Consider the following 15,933-nt stretch of genomic DNA (forward strand, 5'->3'; position numbering starts at 1 on the left):
TTTTTTCAGTTCAGCAAATGAACACCTAGCGCTTGCTGTAATGTACCGAATGTTTTTGTCCTCGCATTAAAACTGACACCTAACCTCATCATGCTTCTGACTACATCCGGCCTTAAACCTGTAATGACGGTCTTGCATCCCATCATTTCTGAACCTTCAATGATACTCATCAGCTGATCAATAACTTCTGTCTCCATGTCAGCGATGCCCGACAAGTCCATAAGCATCGTCTGAATATGTAGCCGGCTGATTTCTTGAAGAACTTTCTCTTCCATGATTTTAGCCCGAAAATAGTCCACCGCTCCAATAATAGGTAGAATACAAATCGTCGATGTAATTGGAATGATTGGTACTGAAAGATTTTGCACTAGTTTTTTTTGCGCAGTGAGCAAAGACTCTTTATAAGTCGAATAATTGATGAAGAAAGCATTCAAAAAAAGATCAATATAATTATTCACATGCTTTTCCAAAGAAAAGAAGTTGATTGTCTTTTTATTTCCTTCCATATATCGTTGGATGAACACCCATAATGTACGTCTTATCGCCTGAACCCACTCGAGCTTTAATGATAATGTGAGCGAATACGTAGCCCAAGAAATTCCTTCTTGTTTTGCAAAAGCGTGTAATTCCTCTTCTTTTCCTTCCAACACATAATAGACAAGTCTATGTGCATTATTAATGAGGTCGATATTCCCGATATCAAGAATCTCATCGATTTTCTCCCTGACGGTTACCGCCTCGTTCAACAAATGGTTTTCAAAATCCAGTTTGTGTTCGTTCATAAAATCATTAATTTCTTGGTCTTCAAAAATATATTGCATCTAAGTCCCCCCTAGATTTTTCTTCCCACCTATTTACATTTCCTATTTATCATCTTTTCAAACCTCAAAGACAAAATACTATTCAAAAAATTCCACGAAATATAACGCTATTGAACTCTCGTGCGAATTCCAATTACGTATGAACTATTATGACAACAAAAAAGGTGACATAAATTCATATGTGAATTTCGTCACCTCTTACACCGCTGTTTACTTTTTTCTCCCCTAGTTCTCAAGCCGCTGCATTTTTACTTTCATTTACCTGTAAATGTCGGTTTACGCTTTTGAACGAAAGAAGAGATTCCTTCCATATGATCCTGCGTATTACGCATGGCAACTTGCTGCTCACTTTCCAAACGCAAAACACTTTCCAATTCATCGATTTTCTGTGCATGCAATATTTTCTTCGTTGCGAGCATCGCTGCAATCGGTGATTGTAAAAGTTTCTGTGCAAGCATCTCGGAAGCTTGAGCAACTTGTCCTTCAGGTACAAGCTCATCCACTAGCCCTTTTTCTTTGGCAACTGGACCCGGCAGTACTTCGCCTGACCAGATAAGTTGCTTTGCCAATGGCACACCTATACGCTCTTTTAAGAAGAAATGACCCGCCCCGTCAGGAATAAGGCCGATGCCAATGAAATTCATCGCAAGTTTACTATTCTCTTCAGCAAGGATCACATCACACCCGAGGGCTACACTGAATCCTAGTCCAGCCGCCGCCCCGTGGATGGAAGCGATTGTAATCTGCGGCAACTCATATAAAGCCTTTGCAAGCCTTGATACATCGATCATCACTGTGCTTATATCCATCGGCGTTTCGGGGTCAACCATCTTCTTAATATCCCCGCCGGCGGAAAATGCGCGTCCTGCACCTTGGATTATCAACACTTGTACATCTGCCTCTGTTTTCAAAGACTCAAAAGCATCGGCAAGTTCTTTCATCATGACATCGTCCATCGCGTTCATCGATTCAGGTCTATTTAATGTCAACCTTGCGAGTCGACCTTCTTTCTTAAGCTCAATAGTTGAATACATACAACCCCATCCCTTCAATAATGAATAACCATTCACTTATACTTATTCGGGAAAAGATTAGGAACTCCTTCTTTCAAATTAAAAGAAAAAACCCGGCAGAGTTTCCCGCCGGGGAGTCATTCAAACGATTAAGCTTCAGTCTATCTGCACCACTTCTGGGAATATTTTTTCAAGATGCTCGATTTTCTTGTCGATATATTCCTCGAAAGTAAGTATATAGGCAGCCGGGTCTTTCGGATTTTGGAACTGTGTAAGCTTGCCTGTGACGGGATCCATGAATTTACTGGAAGCGCCACAGCCAAGACCAATAATAGATTGCACTTCTTCCATGATGATAATATTGTAAAGACTTTCTTCTCCCGGCTTGGCATAACCGACATTTTCAAGATTGCCTAAAATATTCTTTTGACGGTACAAATAATAAGGCATATACCCGTTCTCTTTCGTCCACTGCTCGCCTAGCTGCATCATTTGTTCAGCCGTTTCCCTGCCTGCCACTTTGTATTTATCTTTGTTTCTCGTCATTTCAGAAGCTGTTTTAAAAGAAAGTGTATGGACAGTGAGCGATTCAGGTTGCATCTTCTCCGTCTCGTTTAAGGAATGTTGAAATTCATGCAAGCCTTCATTCGGCAAACCGATAATAAGATCCATATTAATGTTTTTCATGCCCATATTTCTCGACAGCCAGAACTTATCGACTGTTTCCTGGACCGAATGATGTCTGCCTATCGCCTTCAACGTTTCGTCTGTATACGATTGAGGATTTACGCTAATTCGATCAATGTCCCACTTTTTCAACACGTCGATTTTCTCAGGTGTGATTGTATCTGGACGACCCGCTTCGACGGTCACCTCACGTACTTCCTTCATATAAGGGAACGACTCATACATGGTGTTATACAGCGCATCCATTTCCTCAGCTTCAATTGAAGTTGGTGTCCCGCCCCCGAAGTAAATTGTCGTGATCTTCTTATCCCGTTTTGTTAGCCACTTTCCGATTTCCCTGATTTCTTCATGTAGGCCGTCCAGAAACGACTCTACCCTGCCATTCTTCCGATGAATCGCATAAGCTGGAAATGTGCAATACGCACATTTTGTCGGACAAAATGGAATACCAATATAAATACTTACTTCTTCTTGGATGTTATGTAAATCAGGAATTGCCTGCAACTGGACTTGCTCGATCGTAGCCAACAAATCAGCTTTTTCCTTGGAAATTCGATGATTTTTCATTAAAAGTTCTGTTATCCCTTCAGAATCATACCCAAGTTGCCGATACTTATGATAGAGTTTCATAGGACGAATTCCAGTGAGGATACCCCATGACTGCTTTGTATCCGTAAATTGTTCCAGTACCTCAAGGAACACATGGGAATAAACCCTTTTCAGTTGTCGGGATTGCTCTATTTCTGGAGCATCCAACAGTTCTTTCTCACTAAAAGACGCTTCGTAAACCGTACTGGCATATACCAATTGTGCATTTGCCAATAGTACATTCCCTGAGTCTTTTCTTACATTCATTTCTATTGTGAGCGCATCCTTTTGATCTTCTACTACAATTTTGGACTGTTCAAAAAAAAGATTGGCTAAATGGGTGAACATACGGACCCAATCTTGTTCAAATTGGCCGGGTATAAAGATTTTTTGCATAGACACTCCAACTTTCATCAATGAACTTTTCTACACTACTATTTAGGAGGAAATACTTTGGCTTTATTTACAAAGAAAAAAAATCTAACAGCAACATCCTTGCAAGAACGGGCAAAACAGGAGTTGCAAAATGTCAGCATCGCAGCCGATTTACCAAACGATATTAAAACCCAATTGGCGATGATCGATATTACAGAAAATGACTTAGCGATACTTCGCGTTCTCATTCCCGAAGTCAAAACGAATGCGAAGTCTATTGTAGCAAACTTCTACATAAATCTCGAAAATGAAGAATCTTTAAAAAAGATTATTACAAAAAACAGTACAATTGAACGTCTTCAAATCACATTAGAAAAGCATATTTCCGAAATGTTTGACGGACAGATTGACCGAAATTATATCGACACTCGTCATCGTATCGCAATTATTCATGCACGTATAGGACTTGAACCAAAATGGTATCTATCAGCATTCCAAGATTTGTTAAACAGTTTTTTTGCAGTTATCGAAACGACACAAATGAACGGAACAGATAAAGTGATTGCCATTAATAGCATCGCAAAAATCTTGAATTTTGAACAACAGCTTGTACTGGAAGTCTATGAACAGGAAACCGAGCAGCAACTGATCGATGAAAATGAAAAGACTACTGCGCTTATGGAGGAAATCCAACAAAGCTCGCAGGTTTTATATGAAGTCATCGACAAGACAAACAATGATGTACACGACATGACTCAAGTTCTGGAGACATTACACAGTCTTGCAGATGATAATACGGTTTTGGCAGATGAAATCTCGAGTGCCTCCAAGCAAGAACACGATGCCCTGCAAAAAACAGAGAGCCAATCCGAGGAAATCCAATCAAACATGGATTCAATCCATGTTCGTGCGGAAGAGCTAAAAGCATTGACAGTAAGAATTTCTTCGATTGCTCATATCGTCACAGATATTGCAAACCAGACGAATTTACTTTCGTTAAATGCTTCCATCGAAGCAGCGCGTGCAGGTGAACACGGAAAAGGTTTTGCTGTCGTAGCGGGTGAAGTCGGAAAACTGGCAGCGAATACGAAGGCATCCGTTGAAGAAATCGGAGTCATTTTAGATGAGACGGAAAAGAAAACGAATCTGATTGTTAAAGAAGTCAGTGAACTGCGTACGCTAGTCGACAAAGAACATGAACAGATTTCCTTATCTAGCAATTCTTTCGCTTCTATTGTTGAATCGATGACGACGATGCAAGCTAGGAATATCAAACTTCATGACGATGTTGAAAAAATATTCAACTCCGTGAAATCCTTCCAACAAAGTACGGAGGAAATTAGTGCTTCAGCACATGCTCTATCTGAAATGTAATGAATTACACATTCATAAAAGAGGCTGTAAACTAATCTCAACCTTTATGATTGAGTAATTTGAACGATCAAATGACATGATTTCCTGTGTGAATTTGACCACCAATCAGCATCGCTTTCAGCGGTGCTGTTTTATATTGCATTAGCACTTTTAGCGTCCACTACTACAAACGTGCTATTTTTGGACTACTAAACTTTTAAATGCTTATGTAAGTTCCAAACTTTATGCACAGTTGCCACGTCAAATAGTTTGGAGATATGATAGAAACGATTTTGCTAGAATGGAATTCTTTTTCGCTTCATCTAGTTACAAAAGGAGATTGAACTGTTTATGAAAAGAAATACATCGTTTATACTAGTGGCTTTTTCGATTTTGTTGGCATTGGCAGGGTGTTCAAACAAGCCCAACAACAAGGAAGAGGAGGCGGCCTATGCACAGCAGTTGACCTATTCCAATTTGACTGATGCTACAAGTCAAAATGAAGTAAAAGAAGTACTCGAGTACGCTGGAATTTCAACTGACAATATCAAGTCTTTCTTTCAAGGTGTTGACCTTTTTAATAGCACGATTGGAGAAGAGTATTTGACGAAAAAAGGATTTACGACGATTGATAGTCTACAGCCCGACTATGATTTACTCACTATGCAAAATAAGTGGGAGGCCGCAAATCCGGAGTTCATCGGCTACAACTGCCGAATTACATCATATGATTTAATGAAAGATTCGATTTCAATTGACCAGCCTGACACCCAAAATGCAGAGTGGTTAGTCTTTGATGAAATGGCTTTGAGGAATAGTCCAAAAAAGCTATTTACCGAAGGCGAACATGAACAATTTAAAACGTTCTATTCATATGTGCCAACTGAAATGACGAAAGATATCGCTATTCATGTGAAAAATATAAAAGAAGACTGGAAAAAGAAAGAGATACATTTTACAAATGACGATAAGACCTCCCTCATTTCTGTGTTTTTCCATGATGAAGAAGGGTATTTATTTATCGGCCATATCGGAGTTCTCATGCCTACAGAAGACGGTAAGCTGTTATTCTTAGAAAAATTAGGTTTGATGGAACCCTATCAAGCCGTGAAATTTACTACGCGGGTTGAGTTGAATGATTACTTAATGAATAAGTACGACCTCTCTTTTAATCAGCCTACTGCAAAGCCTATCATTATGGAAAATGATGAACTACTTGAAGGATATAGAGAAAGCCCCAATAATCCGGAATTTGGAAAAGGAACTAGTGAAAAGTAACTAGTAACTAACTGAAACCCTTCTCGAAATCATCTATGGTTTAATTTTTTACTGTATTGTATTATTGGGCATAGAGGATGCCAGCTGTATATGTTGCTCGAATCCCCATGCTATCCAGTGGAGTGCAGAGCGGCAATTCCCCCCTTCCGTAATGGGAACCAACACCGTGTAAGTCTAGCGTTTCTTTACCCATACGTATAATACAAAAAAGAGCCCATTCTCATGTGAATGGACTCTTTTTTGTATTCGTTTCACTTTTAGTACCTTATATGCAAAAAGCCATAAGAGCTCTCAACATACTACTTTCATATTATAGGGCTTCGTACATTTCCTGAATCGGCTTCATAAGAACGCGGTTTACTTCTTCAATCAAGCCGCTAAGTTTCATTTCCGCTTGTAGCATTTCCATGATTTTTTCGTTCTGTTGAGCGAGTTGTGCTGTCTTCTGCGCATACTCCAATTCTTCAGGCGCAATTTCTTCTCCTTGCATCTGCTTTTCCTGCAATGTCACTTGGATTTTACGGAAGCTCTTGAACAGTTCAGAAGCTTGTTCGTCTGCTTTCACGGCTTCAATCGCTTTACTCACTTCCGCGAATTCCTCCGTCTTTCTGAAACTCGATTCCAACTTGTTTAAATCATCATAAATATTCACTGTCATCATTCAGTCCCCCTAATTTATAGTTGTAAAAAAGACGATCAATCCTTGTACGATTCCGATGATGCCGCCAAGTAATGCGCCAAGAACGGTAATCATTTTAAATTCACGTCTTGAAATACCGAGAACAAGATCTTCCAATACGGCTACCGGGAACGTATCTACTTGTTCCTTCACAATTTCATCAAGCTTCAATTTCTTCAACGACACGTCCAGTTGTTTTTCTGCTTGCATGAAAGCAAACTCCATCAACTTCGGCGTTACATTGACAGCAGTCCATGCAGAGCCTTCTGGCCAGTAGTCCTGGATCGTTTTATCTAAACGCGTTTGGATTGCCAATTCCTTTTGCACATAAGCTTGGATCGTTGTGAAGAGGCCATCCCAGTCAAAGCCGCCAATCAATTCATCCAATGGCCGTTTTTGAAGCTTTACAAACTCTTTTTCAATAATTGATGTGATCAAGTCCGTTGTCCCTGGTGCCTTGATGAATTTTAACGCTTCCCGCTGCACTTTTTCAACCAAAGAGTTTGAGTCTCCGAAAAACATATTCAACATGCCACCGAATGTCCCTTTGGATTCGAGGAAGTCATTAATTAACTTCTGGAACATGACTTTGCCTTCATAGGAATCGACATAGAGCTCCGCCTTTTGAAGGATATAGTCTGTAATTGTCGGAATCCTTTCCTTCGCTTGCTCTTGCCACGCAATTGGAACAATTTCCTCAATCGTTCCCGAAGTTAATGTACGTTTCATGTGCTGAAGTCGTGCATCTACGGTTTCTACGATTTTCTGCTCCGTTTTCATAACCATTTCAGTTGCGCCCGCATCATGGATCCAATCGTTTAACGTCTTATCTGAATGCAGGACATACTCCTCAATCTTTCGTTGAACGAATGCCTCAGCCTTCACTTCCATATCAGGAGTCAACAATCTTTTTCTAAACATATCAGGTGTCACTAAGTAATTTGTGACCGTTCGTCCAAGCTGTACTGCTAATTCATCGCGTCGTTTTGGGATTAACCCCGGCGTGAACGGCAACCGCCATTTACCAATATATTTCGCCTCGTGGGGTCTGAATAGCATTTTGATGGCCAAATGATTTGTAAAACCACCAATTAGCGCACCAATCAGTGCCATAAAGAGTAATGTCCATAAGAAACTCATTCGCTTCACCTTTTTCTGTTTCGTTCCGTTCCAATTATAACAGAACCGATCCATTTCGAAAAAGCATTCGATGCGAGTAGTTATAGAGCTTCCAGCTAGGGCTTATGGAAGAAGCTTCCCCTCTTCATCCAATTGGATTTGCTCACCGTTCCATGTCAATTCGAGCGGGAAGGTTTCCGATCCCTTTTTAGAAAAATACCATCTTCGGCCAGGAGGCACTAATACAATATATGTATCTCCACGCCCAAGGAAATTCAAATCGTCCGGATTAACATCTGTCCCATTGCGGAGAGGGATTCCGAGATCCTGCAACTGTTCCCCCACTTCTGTCACAAATGGAGTCACGACACCGACCTCACTAATATTCAAAAAGGATTCTTTCGTCAGATCGCCAAAGAGATCACGTTTCCTTCTCCCAATCAGTTCAACAACATTGCCGGCCGGATCTTCAAAATACATTGAATCAGCATCAAAGCTAGGGAAATATACTTCATCCCGTCCTTCTTCCCGATTAAACGTTACACGGTCTTGCACCCAATATTTCATCATTGAAAACTGATTGCCAGGAATGTTAATAGCATAATGATAAAATGCCGGTCGGTCCGAATGTTTGAAGGTCAGTTCTGATTCCCCTATTCTGACGGTAAACATACTTTCCGTCGATTCCACTATATCCAACTCAAGCAAATTGCCGTAGAAACGTTTCATCGCTTTTAATTTATCTGTATAGAACGTTGCACTTTTAATCATTTGAATTCTTCCCCTATCTCTGTTGTACTAGTACTAACATCACGTTATTTCAATTCTTTCAGTCTATTTCATCTTACCATATAATGCAGATACTCATGCCTATCTCCGCCATTCGTTTTGCCATTGCTGACTTTTAGTACGTATACCGTTATGATAGATAGAACAGGTTTCAAAGAAGGCGGGTGTATGAATGTGAAAAAAACGGTTATCGATCAACTCGGAAGAAGCGTCACTTACTCTTATCCACCAAAGCGTATCATTTCATTATGTCCCGGAATAACAGACACGTTACTTGCCCTCGATTTGAAAGATGAAATTGTCGGCAGAACGAGATTCTGTATACACCCGAAAGATATAGTGAAGAACATACGGGCGGTCGCAGGGACAAAAGATATTAAATTGGATGCGATTAAAGACGTGCGTCCAGATTTGATCATTGTGGAAAAAGAAGAGAATACGAAGGCGATTGTTGAAGAGTTGGAACAGTACTTCCCTGTCTACGTCGCAGAAGTCCAGACTATCGATGAAGCTTATCAAATGATTGTTGACATGGGGATGTTAACAGATCGTATCGAGTCTGCCACTCATCTCGTTGACGCGATTCAAGGGCAATTTGAGAATTTGCCTAAAGGAAACAGGAAGCGTGCAGCTTATGTAATCTGGAGAAAGCCTTATATGGTTGTCGGTAAGGACACATATATTCAGTCCATGCTTAACCGGATGGGATTCATCAATCCTTTCGCTGAGTCAGATGGGAGATATCCTGCAGTGTCTGCTGAAGCGCTTCAACAGGCGGAACTCGACTGCCTGTTGCTTGCCTCAGAGCCTTTCCCATTTACGGAAAAGCATATAGCCGAGTTCCAAGCATTCCTGCCGAATACCGAAATCATATTGGTCGATGGGGAAATGTTCTGGTATGGACCTCGAATGCTGGATGCGGCCGATTACTTGAACACTAAATTCCAATAAAAAAACACGGGAACATCAACGTAGATGGTCTCGTGTTCTGACTCACTTCAAAGAATTATAGATGGTCGACATCCGGATGGCATGCTCCATTTCATCATGCATCGCGATGAACAGTGGATTGTACGCTTGTTGAATCGGGATTGTCAGCAACATTTCTTTGTATAATTCGACAGCCTCCAATTCATCGACAAGTGCTTGCTTCACACATTCTTTGAAATTATAGCAAGGAATCGGCTTCTTTGGATTTTGTACAAATGTGCCGGTCAGCATATAATAGAGCTGTTGAAACATTTCATAATGACTTTTTTCATCTTCATAGACATGTTGGATGAAATCGCGCCAAAGCGGATCTTTTGTTTGCTCATACATGGACTTATAAAAGTGATAATCTTTATATTCACCTTCGATCGCTTGTTTTAATTTATCAACAAACACGTTAGCACCCCTTTCGCATGTTTTATATACGTTATGCGCTTGGACTCTTACATATGAAAGGAGCAGTTCGATGTTACAACATTTTAGTTTTAAACCGATGTTTGCAGGCGGTAGTTTGCCTGGCTGGACCATTTCATTCTTCTACAAAAACCAGCGGTACACAGGTGATTATATGCCCGATGGCAACATTAACTGGACAGGTGAAACACCTGTTGAAGAAGAACAGGTAAAAAAAATGATTCATGAATTGATGATTTTTCACGTCTATGAATGAACAACCACTTTCCGCATATACTATGCCTCTAAACAAAGGAGGCGAATCGCGTGGATAATGAAAAATCCCCTGAACAGCTTGAGAAGGAAAAGGAACAGATGAAAATCCAGAACGAGAAAACCGAAAATGTATTTGAAGACAAAAGCCGTGTGCCAAATGAGCAAAACGCGTGGAAGGAAACACAGTTCACAAGGCGCAAATAACAAAAAGTGCGATTCCTTAACGGAGATCGCACTTTTTTTAGTCGCTTGCCAACTTTCTTCTTCCAAAGATGAAGTAATAGTAAATCGATGACATAACATACAGGCCGGCTGTTATCGAGAATGCATATGCATAACCCCAATACGCACCTTGGGCTACAACAAGACCGGTTGCAATCGGTCCCATTGTCGCCCACCCCAAGTTGAACACCATCTGATTCATCGAATTTGCAAGCCCTTTATATTTGTCAGATACCACTTCCATCGCCACCGCACTTTGCAGTGGATTTCCCGCATTCATTAACGCCTGCCTTAATAGAAAACCGAGTGAAGCGAGCCAGAGCGATGTTGTATACGCCGTTAATATGAGGAACGGAATCGACAACATCTGGAACAGAATGAGCGCTTTCACTTTCCCCACTCTTCTCGACAAAGCCGGTCCGATTAAAACCGCGACAGCCGTCATAGCTGAGCCCAATGATAAGACAAGTCCGATATAACTATTGGAAGCATCAAACCTATTTGCAAAATACAGATTCAAATACGGAACAACGAGTCCTGAGCCAAAACCGATTAGTAGACTCGCAAATGAAAAATGGAAAATAACGATCAAGTTCCTCTTTAAACTATCATCCGAACCTGCTTCAACACGTACAGCTTCACGTTTTGTTGCTGGTACCTCAGACGATTTTTCCTGAAGTTTGAAAAACGGTAATAACCCAATCGTAAAGATTACCGCCCCGACAATCAATGACCAACGGATTGCTTCGACCGTAGATAGGAAAAAAACTGTTTCCAACACATCTGCAATGATTCCGCCTGCCAAACTTCCAATGACATTTGCGACTGTGACAAAAGCAAAGTTGATGCTGAATAAGTGGACCCGCTCACTGGGAGAAGAGTTTTCAGCCAGGAACGGAATGCCCGACACTTGAACAAATGCCATGAATAATCCTGTTAATAAAGCTGCTACAATAATCGGCGTTTCCGTGACAGCAATCCCACGGTAAAACAGCGTTCCTGCCGTCAAGACCGCACCACCGACGATGAGCCACTTGCGTCCAAGTCTATCACTTAAAAAGCCAGCTGGCACAAGCATGATAGCCAGTGCTAAAGCAGTCATTGAGATCACTTTGCCGTTAACCGTTTCAGGCATGCCTAACTCTCTAATGTAGAGATTATACATCACCATAAAAACACCCATCCCTACTTGGATGAGTACATTTCCAAGCATGAACAGCTTGACATTTCTATTAAATGACGTGAATTGTCGTTTCCATTCGCCTGCCCATTTCATTCCTAATTCCAACTTTCCATACAATAAGTGTTTCGCCACTCTAAATATACGGGTTGTTGAACTATTTTGCAATCTTAAATTGTGTAGATGATTTCCCTTAATTAATTCTACGAAGTACTGAATTTTTTAAGAGAACACGAAAAAGGGACGCAGCAAGTAACACCCGCTGCATCCCTTTTAGTACTTATTTAACCTACATTCGTAGACGTTCCCGCCTGCAGTTTATACATTTGCGCATATTGTCCGCCGAGCGCAAGCAACTGATCATGATTCCCTTGCTCGACAATTTCTCCGCGGTCCAATACGAGAATTCGATCTGCGTTTTTAATGGTCGACAGACGATGGGCGATAATGAATGTTGTACGTCCCTTTTTCAAAACATCCATTGCATGTTGAATAATTTCTTCCGTTTCGGTATCGATATTGGAAGTCGCTTCATCTAATATTAGGATAGCCGGGTCAAATGCCAAAGCACGTGCAAAGGAAATGAGCTGTCGTTGTCCTGATGACAGCGTACTTCCTTTTTCCACAACCGGTTCGTCAATGCCACCAGGTAGATGCTTTAATACGCGGTCTCCACCGACTGCGTCAAGCGAATGCTGGACTTTGTCGCGTGAAATTCGTGGATCACCAAGGCTAATATTCGATTCGACCGTACCGCTGAACAAATAGGGATCTTGAAGAACGATTCCCATATGCTCACGAATTGTTTGACGGGACATGCTCGAAATATCAGTTCCGTCAATCGTGATTCGCCCTTTGGACACGTCATAGAAACGGAACAGCAAGTTCATAATGGAGCTTTTACCCGATCCAGTATGGCCAACAAGCGCAACCGTCTCGCCCTGCTTTGCTTCAAAAGCAATGTCTTTCAATACATATTCCTCGTCTTTATAAGCAAACCAGACATGTTCAAAACGGACATTCCCACGGTATCTGGCAATACGTTCATCATTGACAGGTTCACCTTCCCGGTCCATCAGATCGAATACCCGTTCAGCTGCGACAAGTGAATGCTCAAGTCGCGCGAACTGATTGACGATGCCCGTAATCGGGTTGAACAACCGTGTAATGTAATCGACAAACGCATACAGCATACCGACAGAAATGACACTGGCCGTCGTCAGAGATGCCCCGCCGAAATACCAGATGAGAAATACGAATGCCAAAGATCTCATAATATCTACCAAGTTATGTGAAGTCGCTGATTCAACTTTCAACAATTTCCCCTGATACGTATAGTGCTCATCATTTAACGCATTGAATTCTGCATCCATTTGTTTTTCTCGGCGAAATGCCTGAATGATCGTCATCCCGTTGATGGATTCGTTAATCATTGCGTTCATCTCACTGTTTTTGCTGCGGATAATATGATTCACTTTGGATGCGAATCTTCTGTAGAGTTTCATCCACACATATAACACAGGAACAACGAACAATGTTATGGCCGCCATTCGTGGATCTAAATAGAACAATGCGATGAAAATCCCGACCATATACATGCCACTAATCGCAAACTGCGAAACGACCGTCACATACAGATTCCTTATCGCTTCCGTATCATTTGTAATCCTTGCCACAACTTTACCTGCAGGGAGATTGTCAAAATAGCGGATTGGCAATGTTTGAATATGTGCATATAACTCATTGCGCATTTTCTGTATGATCCTGTTCGCCGCCTGTTGCAATAACAAATACTGAAAATAGCGTAAAACTGCTGTCATGAGTGCAAGACTGAAAAACACAGCCAACAGTTTAGCAATCGGTGTGAAATTAATCGTGCTATCGATTGACGTCGCGATATGATCATCGATAATCCTTTTCGCAATCATCGGACCCATCAAATCTGCTCCGACTGCAAAAGCTAATAAAACCATTCCTGTAATCAATAACTTCTTATAACCAAGTGCATACTGCACTAATCTTTTACCAGTACTCATATTATTCAACCTCCCCAATCTGCTGGCGGTCGAATTGCTCTTTATACCATCCATTCTTCGCGAGCAAGTCTTCATGTCTTCCTTCTTCAATGACACGTCCGTCATCTAGCACAATGATCCAATCCGCATGTTGTATCGCAGATAGTCTGTGCGTTGTAATAATCGTCGTTTTACCAGACCGCTCTGACTGAATGTTTTCGATGATTTTCGACTCTGTCTTTGCATCCACTGCTGACAACGAATCATCCAAAATAAGAATCTCTGGATTTTTCACAAGTGCCCGCGCAATGGATATCCGTTGCTTCTGACCGCCTGACAACGCCACGCCCTTTTCTCCAACAAGCGTATCGAGTCCAGCTGGAAGCATTTGAAGATCTTTTTCGAAGTAGGATAAACGGATGGATTCTGCAATATCCGCTTCGGTTGCTTCCGGTCTTCCAAATAGAATGTTATCCCGAACAGACCTTGAGAACAATACATGGTCTTGCGGTACATAACCAATCCAATCTCTTACCTGATCTTTACTGAAAGATTGTAAGGCAATATCGGAAAATACGATTTCACCATCACCCGCAGGATATTCACGTAGCAATTGTTTAACGAATGTCGTTTTACCACTTCCTGTTTTCCCGACAATTCCGAGTGTTTGCCCGCGGTCCAGCGTTAGATCGATCTTATCAAGATTCACAGCATGTGACATTGGATAGGTAAAACTTACATCTCTGAATCCTACATGATCTGGTTGTACCAGCTTTTCTGGCGTTTCCGGATCTTTTACATCTTCTTCATAATCCAACGTTTCCATGACACGGTCGAGTGACGCGTTTCCGCGCTGTAACACGTTAATTAGTTCACCAATCGCAAACATCGGCCAGACAATCATGCCTAGGTACACATTAAACGTAACGAGATTACCAAGTGTGATGGCATTAATCGAAACAAGATACGCTCCATAACCAAGTCCGACCATATACGTCAATGCTGTTAGCACTTTAGAGAACGGCATGAATAATGCGTCAATTTTTTCAACATGCATATTCTTTTTGTAAACATCTTCTGTCATATCCGCGAAGCGCTGCTCTGAAGCTCTCTCCTGGACATAGGCACGGACGACCCGTACGCCTGCAACCGCTTCAAGTACATTGTCATTCAAGTCTCCAAATGCCTGCTGAGCGCTCATATAGCGTTCGTGAATTTTCTTTCCCAAGTATTGGAGAATGAATGCCAATATCGGCAAAGGGATGATGGCCGCTAATGTTAACTTCCAGGATACAACGAATCCCATCGTAATAATCAATGTCCCAAGATAAACCGTCGAGTCCACAAGCGTCATAATACCGAAACCGGCTGTCTCTGATATCGCCCGTAAATCATTTGTCGAGCGCGCCATTAAGTCACCCGTCTTGTTCTTTTCATAGAATGAGGGCGTCATCTTCAGGAAATGCCTCATTAGACGCGTCCTCAATTGGCGCTCAATCACATATGCCCCACCAAACAACTGGTACTGCCACACAAAGTTTCCAATATAGGCAAGCCCCATGATTAGGAGCATACCCCCTATGAACAAGCCTAAAAGTTTAGCTGTCAACGTCTGCATGTAGATCGCATCAATTGCCTGACCAATTAGCCACGGCGGCAAAATGACGAGGAGATTAGCAAGTATCATTAAAACGAGTGCTATCGTATATCTTTTTCTGTTTTCCTTAAAGAACCATTTCAACTTAAATAATACTGAAAACATATTCTCAACCTTCTTCCTTCAACTTTGGTCCACCGAAATGTCAGCTAACCACTTTCTAGAGATTCCTTCTTTAGTAGTTTCCGTTGCTGAGTCACATTGTTCATCACCAGCACTCCTTTCATTGATTTTATTATATTTTACACGCAATGCGTGAAAACACCGAATTTTCATTTCAGACAAAAAATGAGCACACGCTTCATAAAATAAGCGTGTGCTCATATGAATAGAATGGAAATGGACGTCCTCCCCATCCAAAACATTTCAGTTTAAAACGATGATGGTTGCGGCACGGAATTGCTATACGATTGGTTGGTTTTCATATTGAAGATAGTTGTTTGCATTTTCCGCACCCCCTTCACTATTTCGTACTTCGAATAATTATACAGTACCATT

General features: G+C 41.4%; 15 protein-coding genes. 5 read left to right on the forward strand and 10 right to left on the reverse strand.

Features of this window, described 5'->3' with window-relative positions:
- Positions 1-5 precede the first annotated feature (5 nt).
- The 3 genes from QWT69_RS11740 to QWT69_RS11750 all read right to left on the reverse strand — a co-directional run bounded on the left by QWT69_RS11740 (position 6) and on the right by QWT69_RS11750 (position 3,505).
- Positions 6-821: an STAS domain-containing protein gene (locus QWT69_RS11740; protein WP_317965897.1), complete on the reverse strand. Its 816-nt coding sequence runs from the start codon at positions 819-821 to the stop codon at positions 6-8.
- A 254-nt stretch (positions 822-1,075) separates the two neighbouring features.
- The gene (locus tag QWT69_RS11745; RefSeq protein ID WP_317965899.1) at positions 1,076-1,855 is read right to left on the reverse strand and encodes an enoyl-CoA hydratase; all 780 of its coding nucleotides are present in this window, start codon (positions 1,853-1,855) and stop codon (positions 1,076-1,078) included.
- 135 nt (positions 1,856-1,990) lie between these two features.
- On the reverse strand, positions 1,991-3,505 hold the full coding sequence (locus QWT69_RS11750; protein ID WP_317965901.1) for a coproporphyrinogen III oxidase: 1,515 nt from the start codon (positions 3,503-3,505) through the stop codon (positions 1,991-1,993).
- A gap of 57 nt (positions 3,506-3,562) precedes the next feature.
- On the opposite strand from QWT69_RS11750, the gene QWT69_RS11755 reads away from it, so the two are divergent.
- Positions 3,563-4,858 carry a protoglobin domain-containing protein gene (locus QWT69_RS11755; protein ID WP_317965903.1) on the forward strand — a complete coding sequence of 432 codons (1,296 nt, stop codon included), beginning with the start codon at positions 3,563-3,565 and terminating at the stop codon, positions 4,856-4,858.
- Positions 4,859-5,188: 330 nt separating this feature from the next.
- A complete protein-coding gene (locus tag QWT69_RS11760) occupies positions 5,189-6,115 on the forward strand; it encodes a DUF4300 family protein (RefSeq protein ID WP_317965905.1) in 927 nt (308 codons plus the stop codon).
- A gap of 310 nt (positions 6,116-6,425) precedes the next feature.
- On the opposite strand, the gene QWT69_RS11765 is transcribed toward QWT69_RS11760, so the two are convergent.
- From QWT69_RS11765 to QWT69_RS11775, 3 genes are all read right to left on the reverse strand, one after another.
- Positions 6,426-6,773, reverse strand: coding sequence for a YlbF family regulator (locus tag QWT69_RS11765; RefSeq protein ID WP_317971065.1), 348 nt, complete (start codon positions 6,771-6,773; stop codon positions 6,426-6,428).
- A 12-nt stretch (positions 6,774-6,785) separates the two neighbouring features.
- Entirely contained in the window at positions 6,786-7,934 is a 1,149-nt protein-coding gene (locus QWT69_RS11770) for a DUF445 domain-containing protein (RefSeq protein WP_317965907.1), read from the reverse strand.
- Between the two features lie 102 nt (positions 7,935-8,036).
- Entirely contained in the window at positions 8,037-8,684 is a 648-nt protein-coding gene (locus QWT69_RS11775; protein ID WP_317965909.1) for a glyoxalase, read from the reverse strand.
- Between the two features lie 186 nt (positions 8,685-8,870).
- Between QWT69_RS11775 and QWT69_RS11780 the strand changes: the two genes are divergently transcribed.
- Positions 8,871-9,653: a helical backbone metal receptor gene (locus QWT69_RS11780; protein WP_317965911.1), complete on the forward strand. Its 783-nt coding sequence runs from the start codon at positions 8,871-8,873 to the stop codon at positions 9,651-9,653.
- A 42-nt stretch (positions 9,654-9,695) separates the two neighbouring features.
- Here QWT69_RS11780 and QWT69_RS11785 read toward each other — a convergent pair whose 3' ends face one another.
- Positions 9,696-10,088 carry a ferritin-like domain-containing protein gene (locus QWT69_RS11785; RefSeq protein ID WP_317965913.1) on the reverse strand — a complete coding sequence of 131 codons (393 nt, stop codon included), beginning with the start codon at positions 10,086-10,088 and terminating at the stop codon, positions 9,696-9,698.
- Between the two features lie 70 nt (positions 10,089-10,158).
- Between QWT69_RS11785 and QWT69_RS11790 the strand changes: the two genes are divergently transcribed.
- Both QWT69_RS11790 and QWT69_RS11795 read left to right on the forward strand, forming a co-directional pair.
- Positions 10,159-10,362 carry a YheE family protein gene (locus QWT69_RS11790; protein ID WP_317965915.1) on the forward strand — a complete coding sequence of 68 codons (204 nt, stop codon included), beginning with the start codon at positions 10,159-10,161 and terminating at the stop codon, positions 10,360-10,362.
- Positions 10,363-10,412: 50 nt separating this feature from the next.
- Complete coding sequence (locus QWT69_RS11795) at positions 10,413-10,565, forward strand: hypothetical protein (protein ID WP_317965917.1); 153 nt, start codon at positions 10,413-10,415, stop codon at positions 10,563-10,565.
- Positions 10,566-10,602: 37 nt separating this feature from the next.
- Here QWT69_RS11795 and QWT69_RS11800 read toward each other — a convergent pair whose 3' ends face one another.
- The 3 genes from QWT69_RS11800 to QWT69_RS11810 form a co-directional block, all read right to left on the reverse strand.
- Positions 10,603-11,859: an MFS transporter gene (locus tag QWT69_RS11800; RefSeq protein WP_317965919.1), complete on the reverse strand. Its 1,257-nt coding sequence runs from the start codon at positions 11,857-11,859 to the stop codon at positions 10,603-10,605.
- 188 nt (positions 11,860-12,047) lie between these two features.
- The gene (locus QWT69_RS11805) at positions 12,048-13,799 is read right to left on the reverse strand and encodes an ABC transporter ATP-binding protein (RefSeq protein ID WP_317965921.1); all 1,752 of its coding nucleotides are present in this window, start codon (positions 13,797-13,799) and stop codon (positions 12,048-12,050) included.
- Between the two features lies 1 nt (position 13,800).
- Complete coding sequence (locus tag QWT69_RS11810; RefSeq protein ID WP_317965923.1) at positions 13,801-15,540, reverse strand: ABC transporter ATP-binding protein; 1,740 nt, start codon at positions 15,538-15,540, stop codon at positions 13,801-13,803.
- Positions 15,541-15,933: the final 393 nt, after the last annotated feature.

This window comes from Sporosarcina oncorhynchi, from assembly GCF_033304615.1.
GTDB lineage: Bacteria > Bacillota > Bacilli > Bacillales_A > Planococcaceae > Sporosarcina > Sporosarcina oncorhynchi.

Excerpts from the sequence above, each read along its gene's own strand:
- QWT69_RS11775 (WP_317965909.1), bottom strand. The coding sequence starts at position 8,684 with ATGATTAAAAGTGCAACGTTCTATACAGATAAATTAAAAGCGATGAAA.
- QWT69_RS11790 (WP_317965915.1), top strand. The coding sequence starts at position 10,159 with ATGTTACAACATTTTAGTTTTAAACCGATGTTTGCAGGCGGTAGTTTG.
- QWT69_RS11745 (WP_317965899.1), bottom strand. The coding sequence starts at position 1,855 with ATGTATTCAACTATTGAGCTTAAGAAAGAAGGTCGACTCGCAAGGTTG.
- QWT69_RS11770 (WP_317965907.1), bottom strand. The coding sequence starts at position 7,934 with ATGAGTTTCTTATGGACATTACTCTTTATGGCACTGATTGGTGCGCTA.
- QWT69_RS11760 (WP_317965905.1), top strand. The coding sequence starts at position 5,189 with ATGAAAAGAAATACATCGTTTATACTAGTGGCTTTTTCGATTTTGTTG.
- QWT69_RS11800 (WP_317965919.1), bottom strand. The coding sequence starts at position 11,859 with ATGAAATGGGCAGGCGAATGGAAACGACAATTCACGTCATTTAATAGA.
- QWT69_RS11765 (WP_317971065.1), bottom strand. The coding sequence starts at position 6,773 with ATGACAGTGAATATTTATGATGATTTAAACAAGTTGGAATCGAGTTTC.
- QWT69_RS11750 (WP_317965901.1), bottom strand. The coding sequence starts at position 3,505 with ATGCAAAAAATCTTTATACCCGGCCAATTTGAACAAGATTGGGTCCGT.
- QWT69_RS11805 (WP_317965921.1), bottom strand. The coding sequence starts at position 13,799 with ATGAGTACTGGTAAAAGATTAGTGCAGTATGCACTTGGTTATAAGAAG.
- QWT69_RS11740 (WP_317965897.1), bottom strand. The coding sequence starts at position 821 with ATGCAATATATTTTTGAAGACCAAGAAATTAATGATTTTATGAACGAA.
- QWT69_RS11780 (WP_317965911.1), top strand. The coding sequence starts at position 8,871 with ATGAATGTGAAAAAAACGGTTATCGATCAACTCGGAAGAAGCGTCACT.
- QWT69_RS11810 (WP_317965923.1), bottom strand. The coding sequence starts at position 15,540 with ATGTTTTCAGTATTATTTAAGTTGAAATGGTTCTTTAAGGAAAACAGA.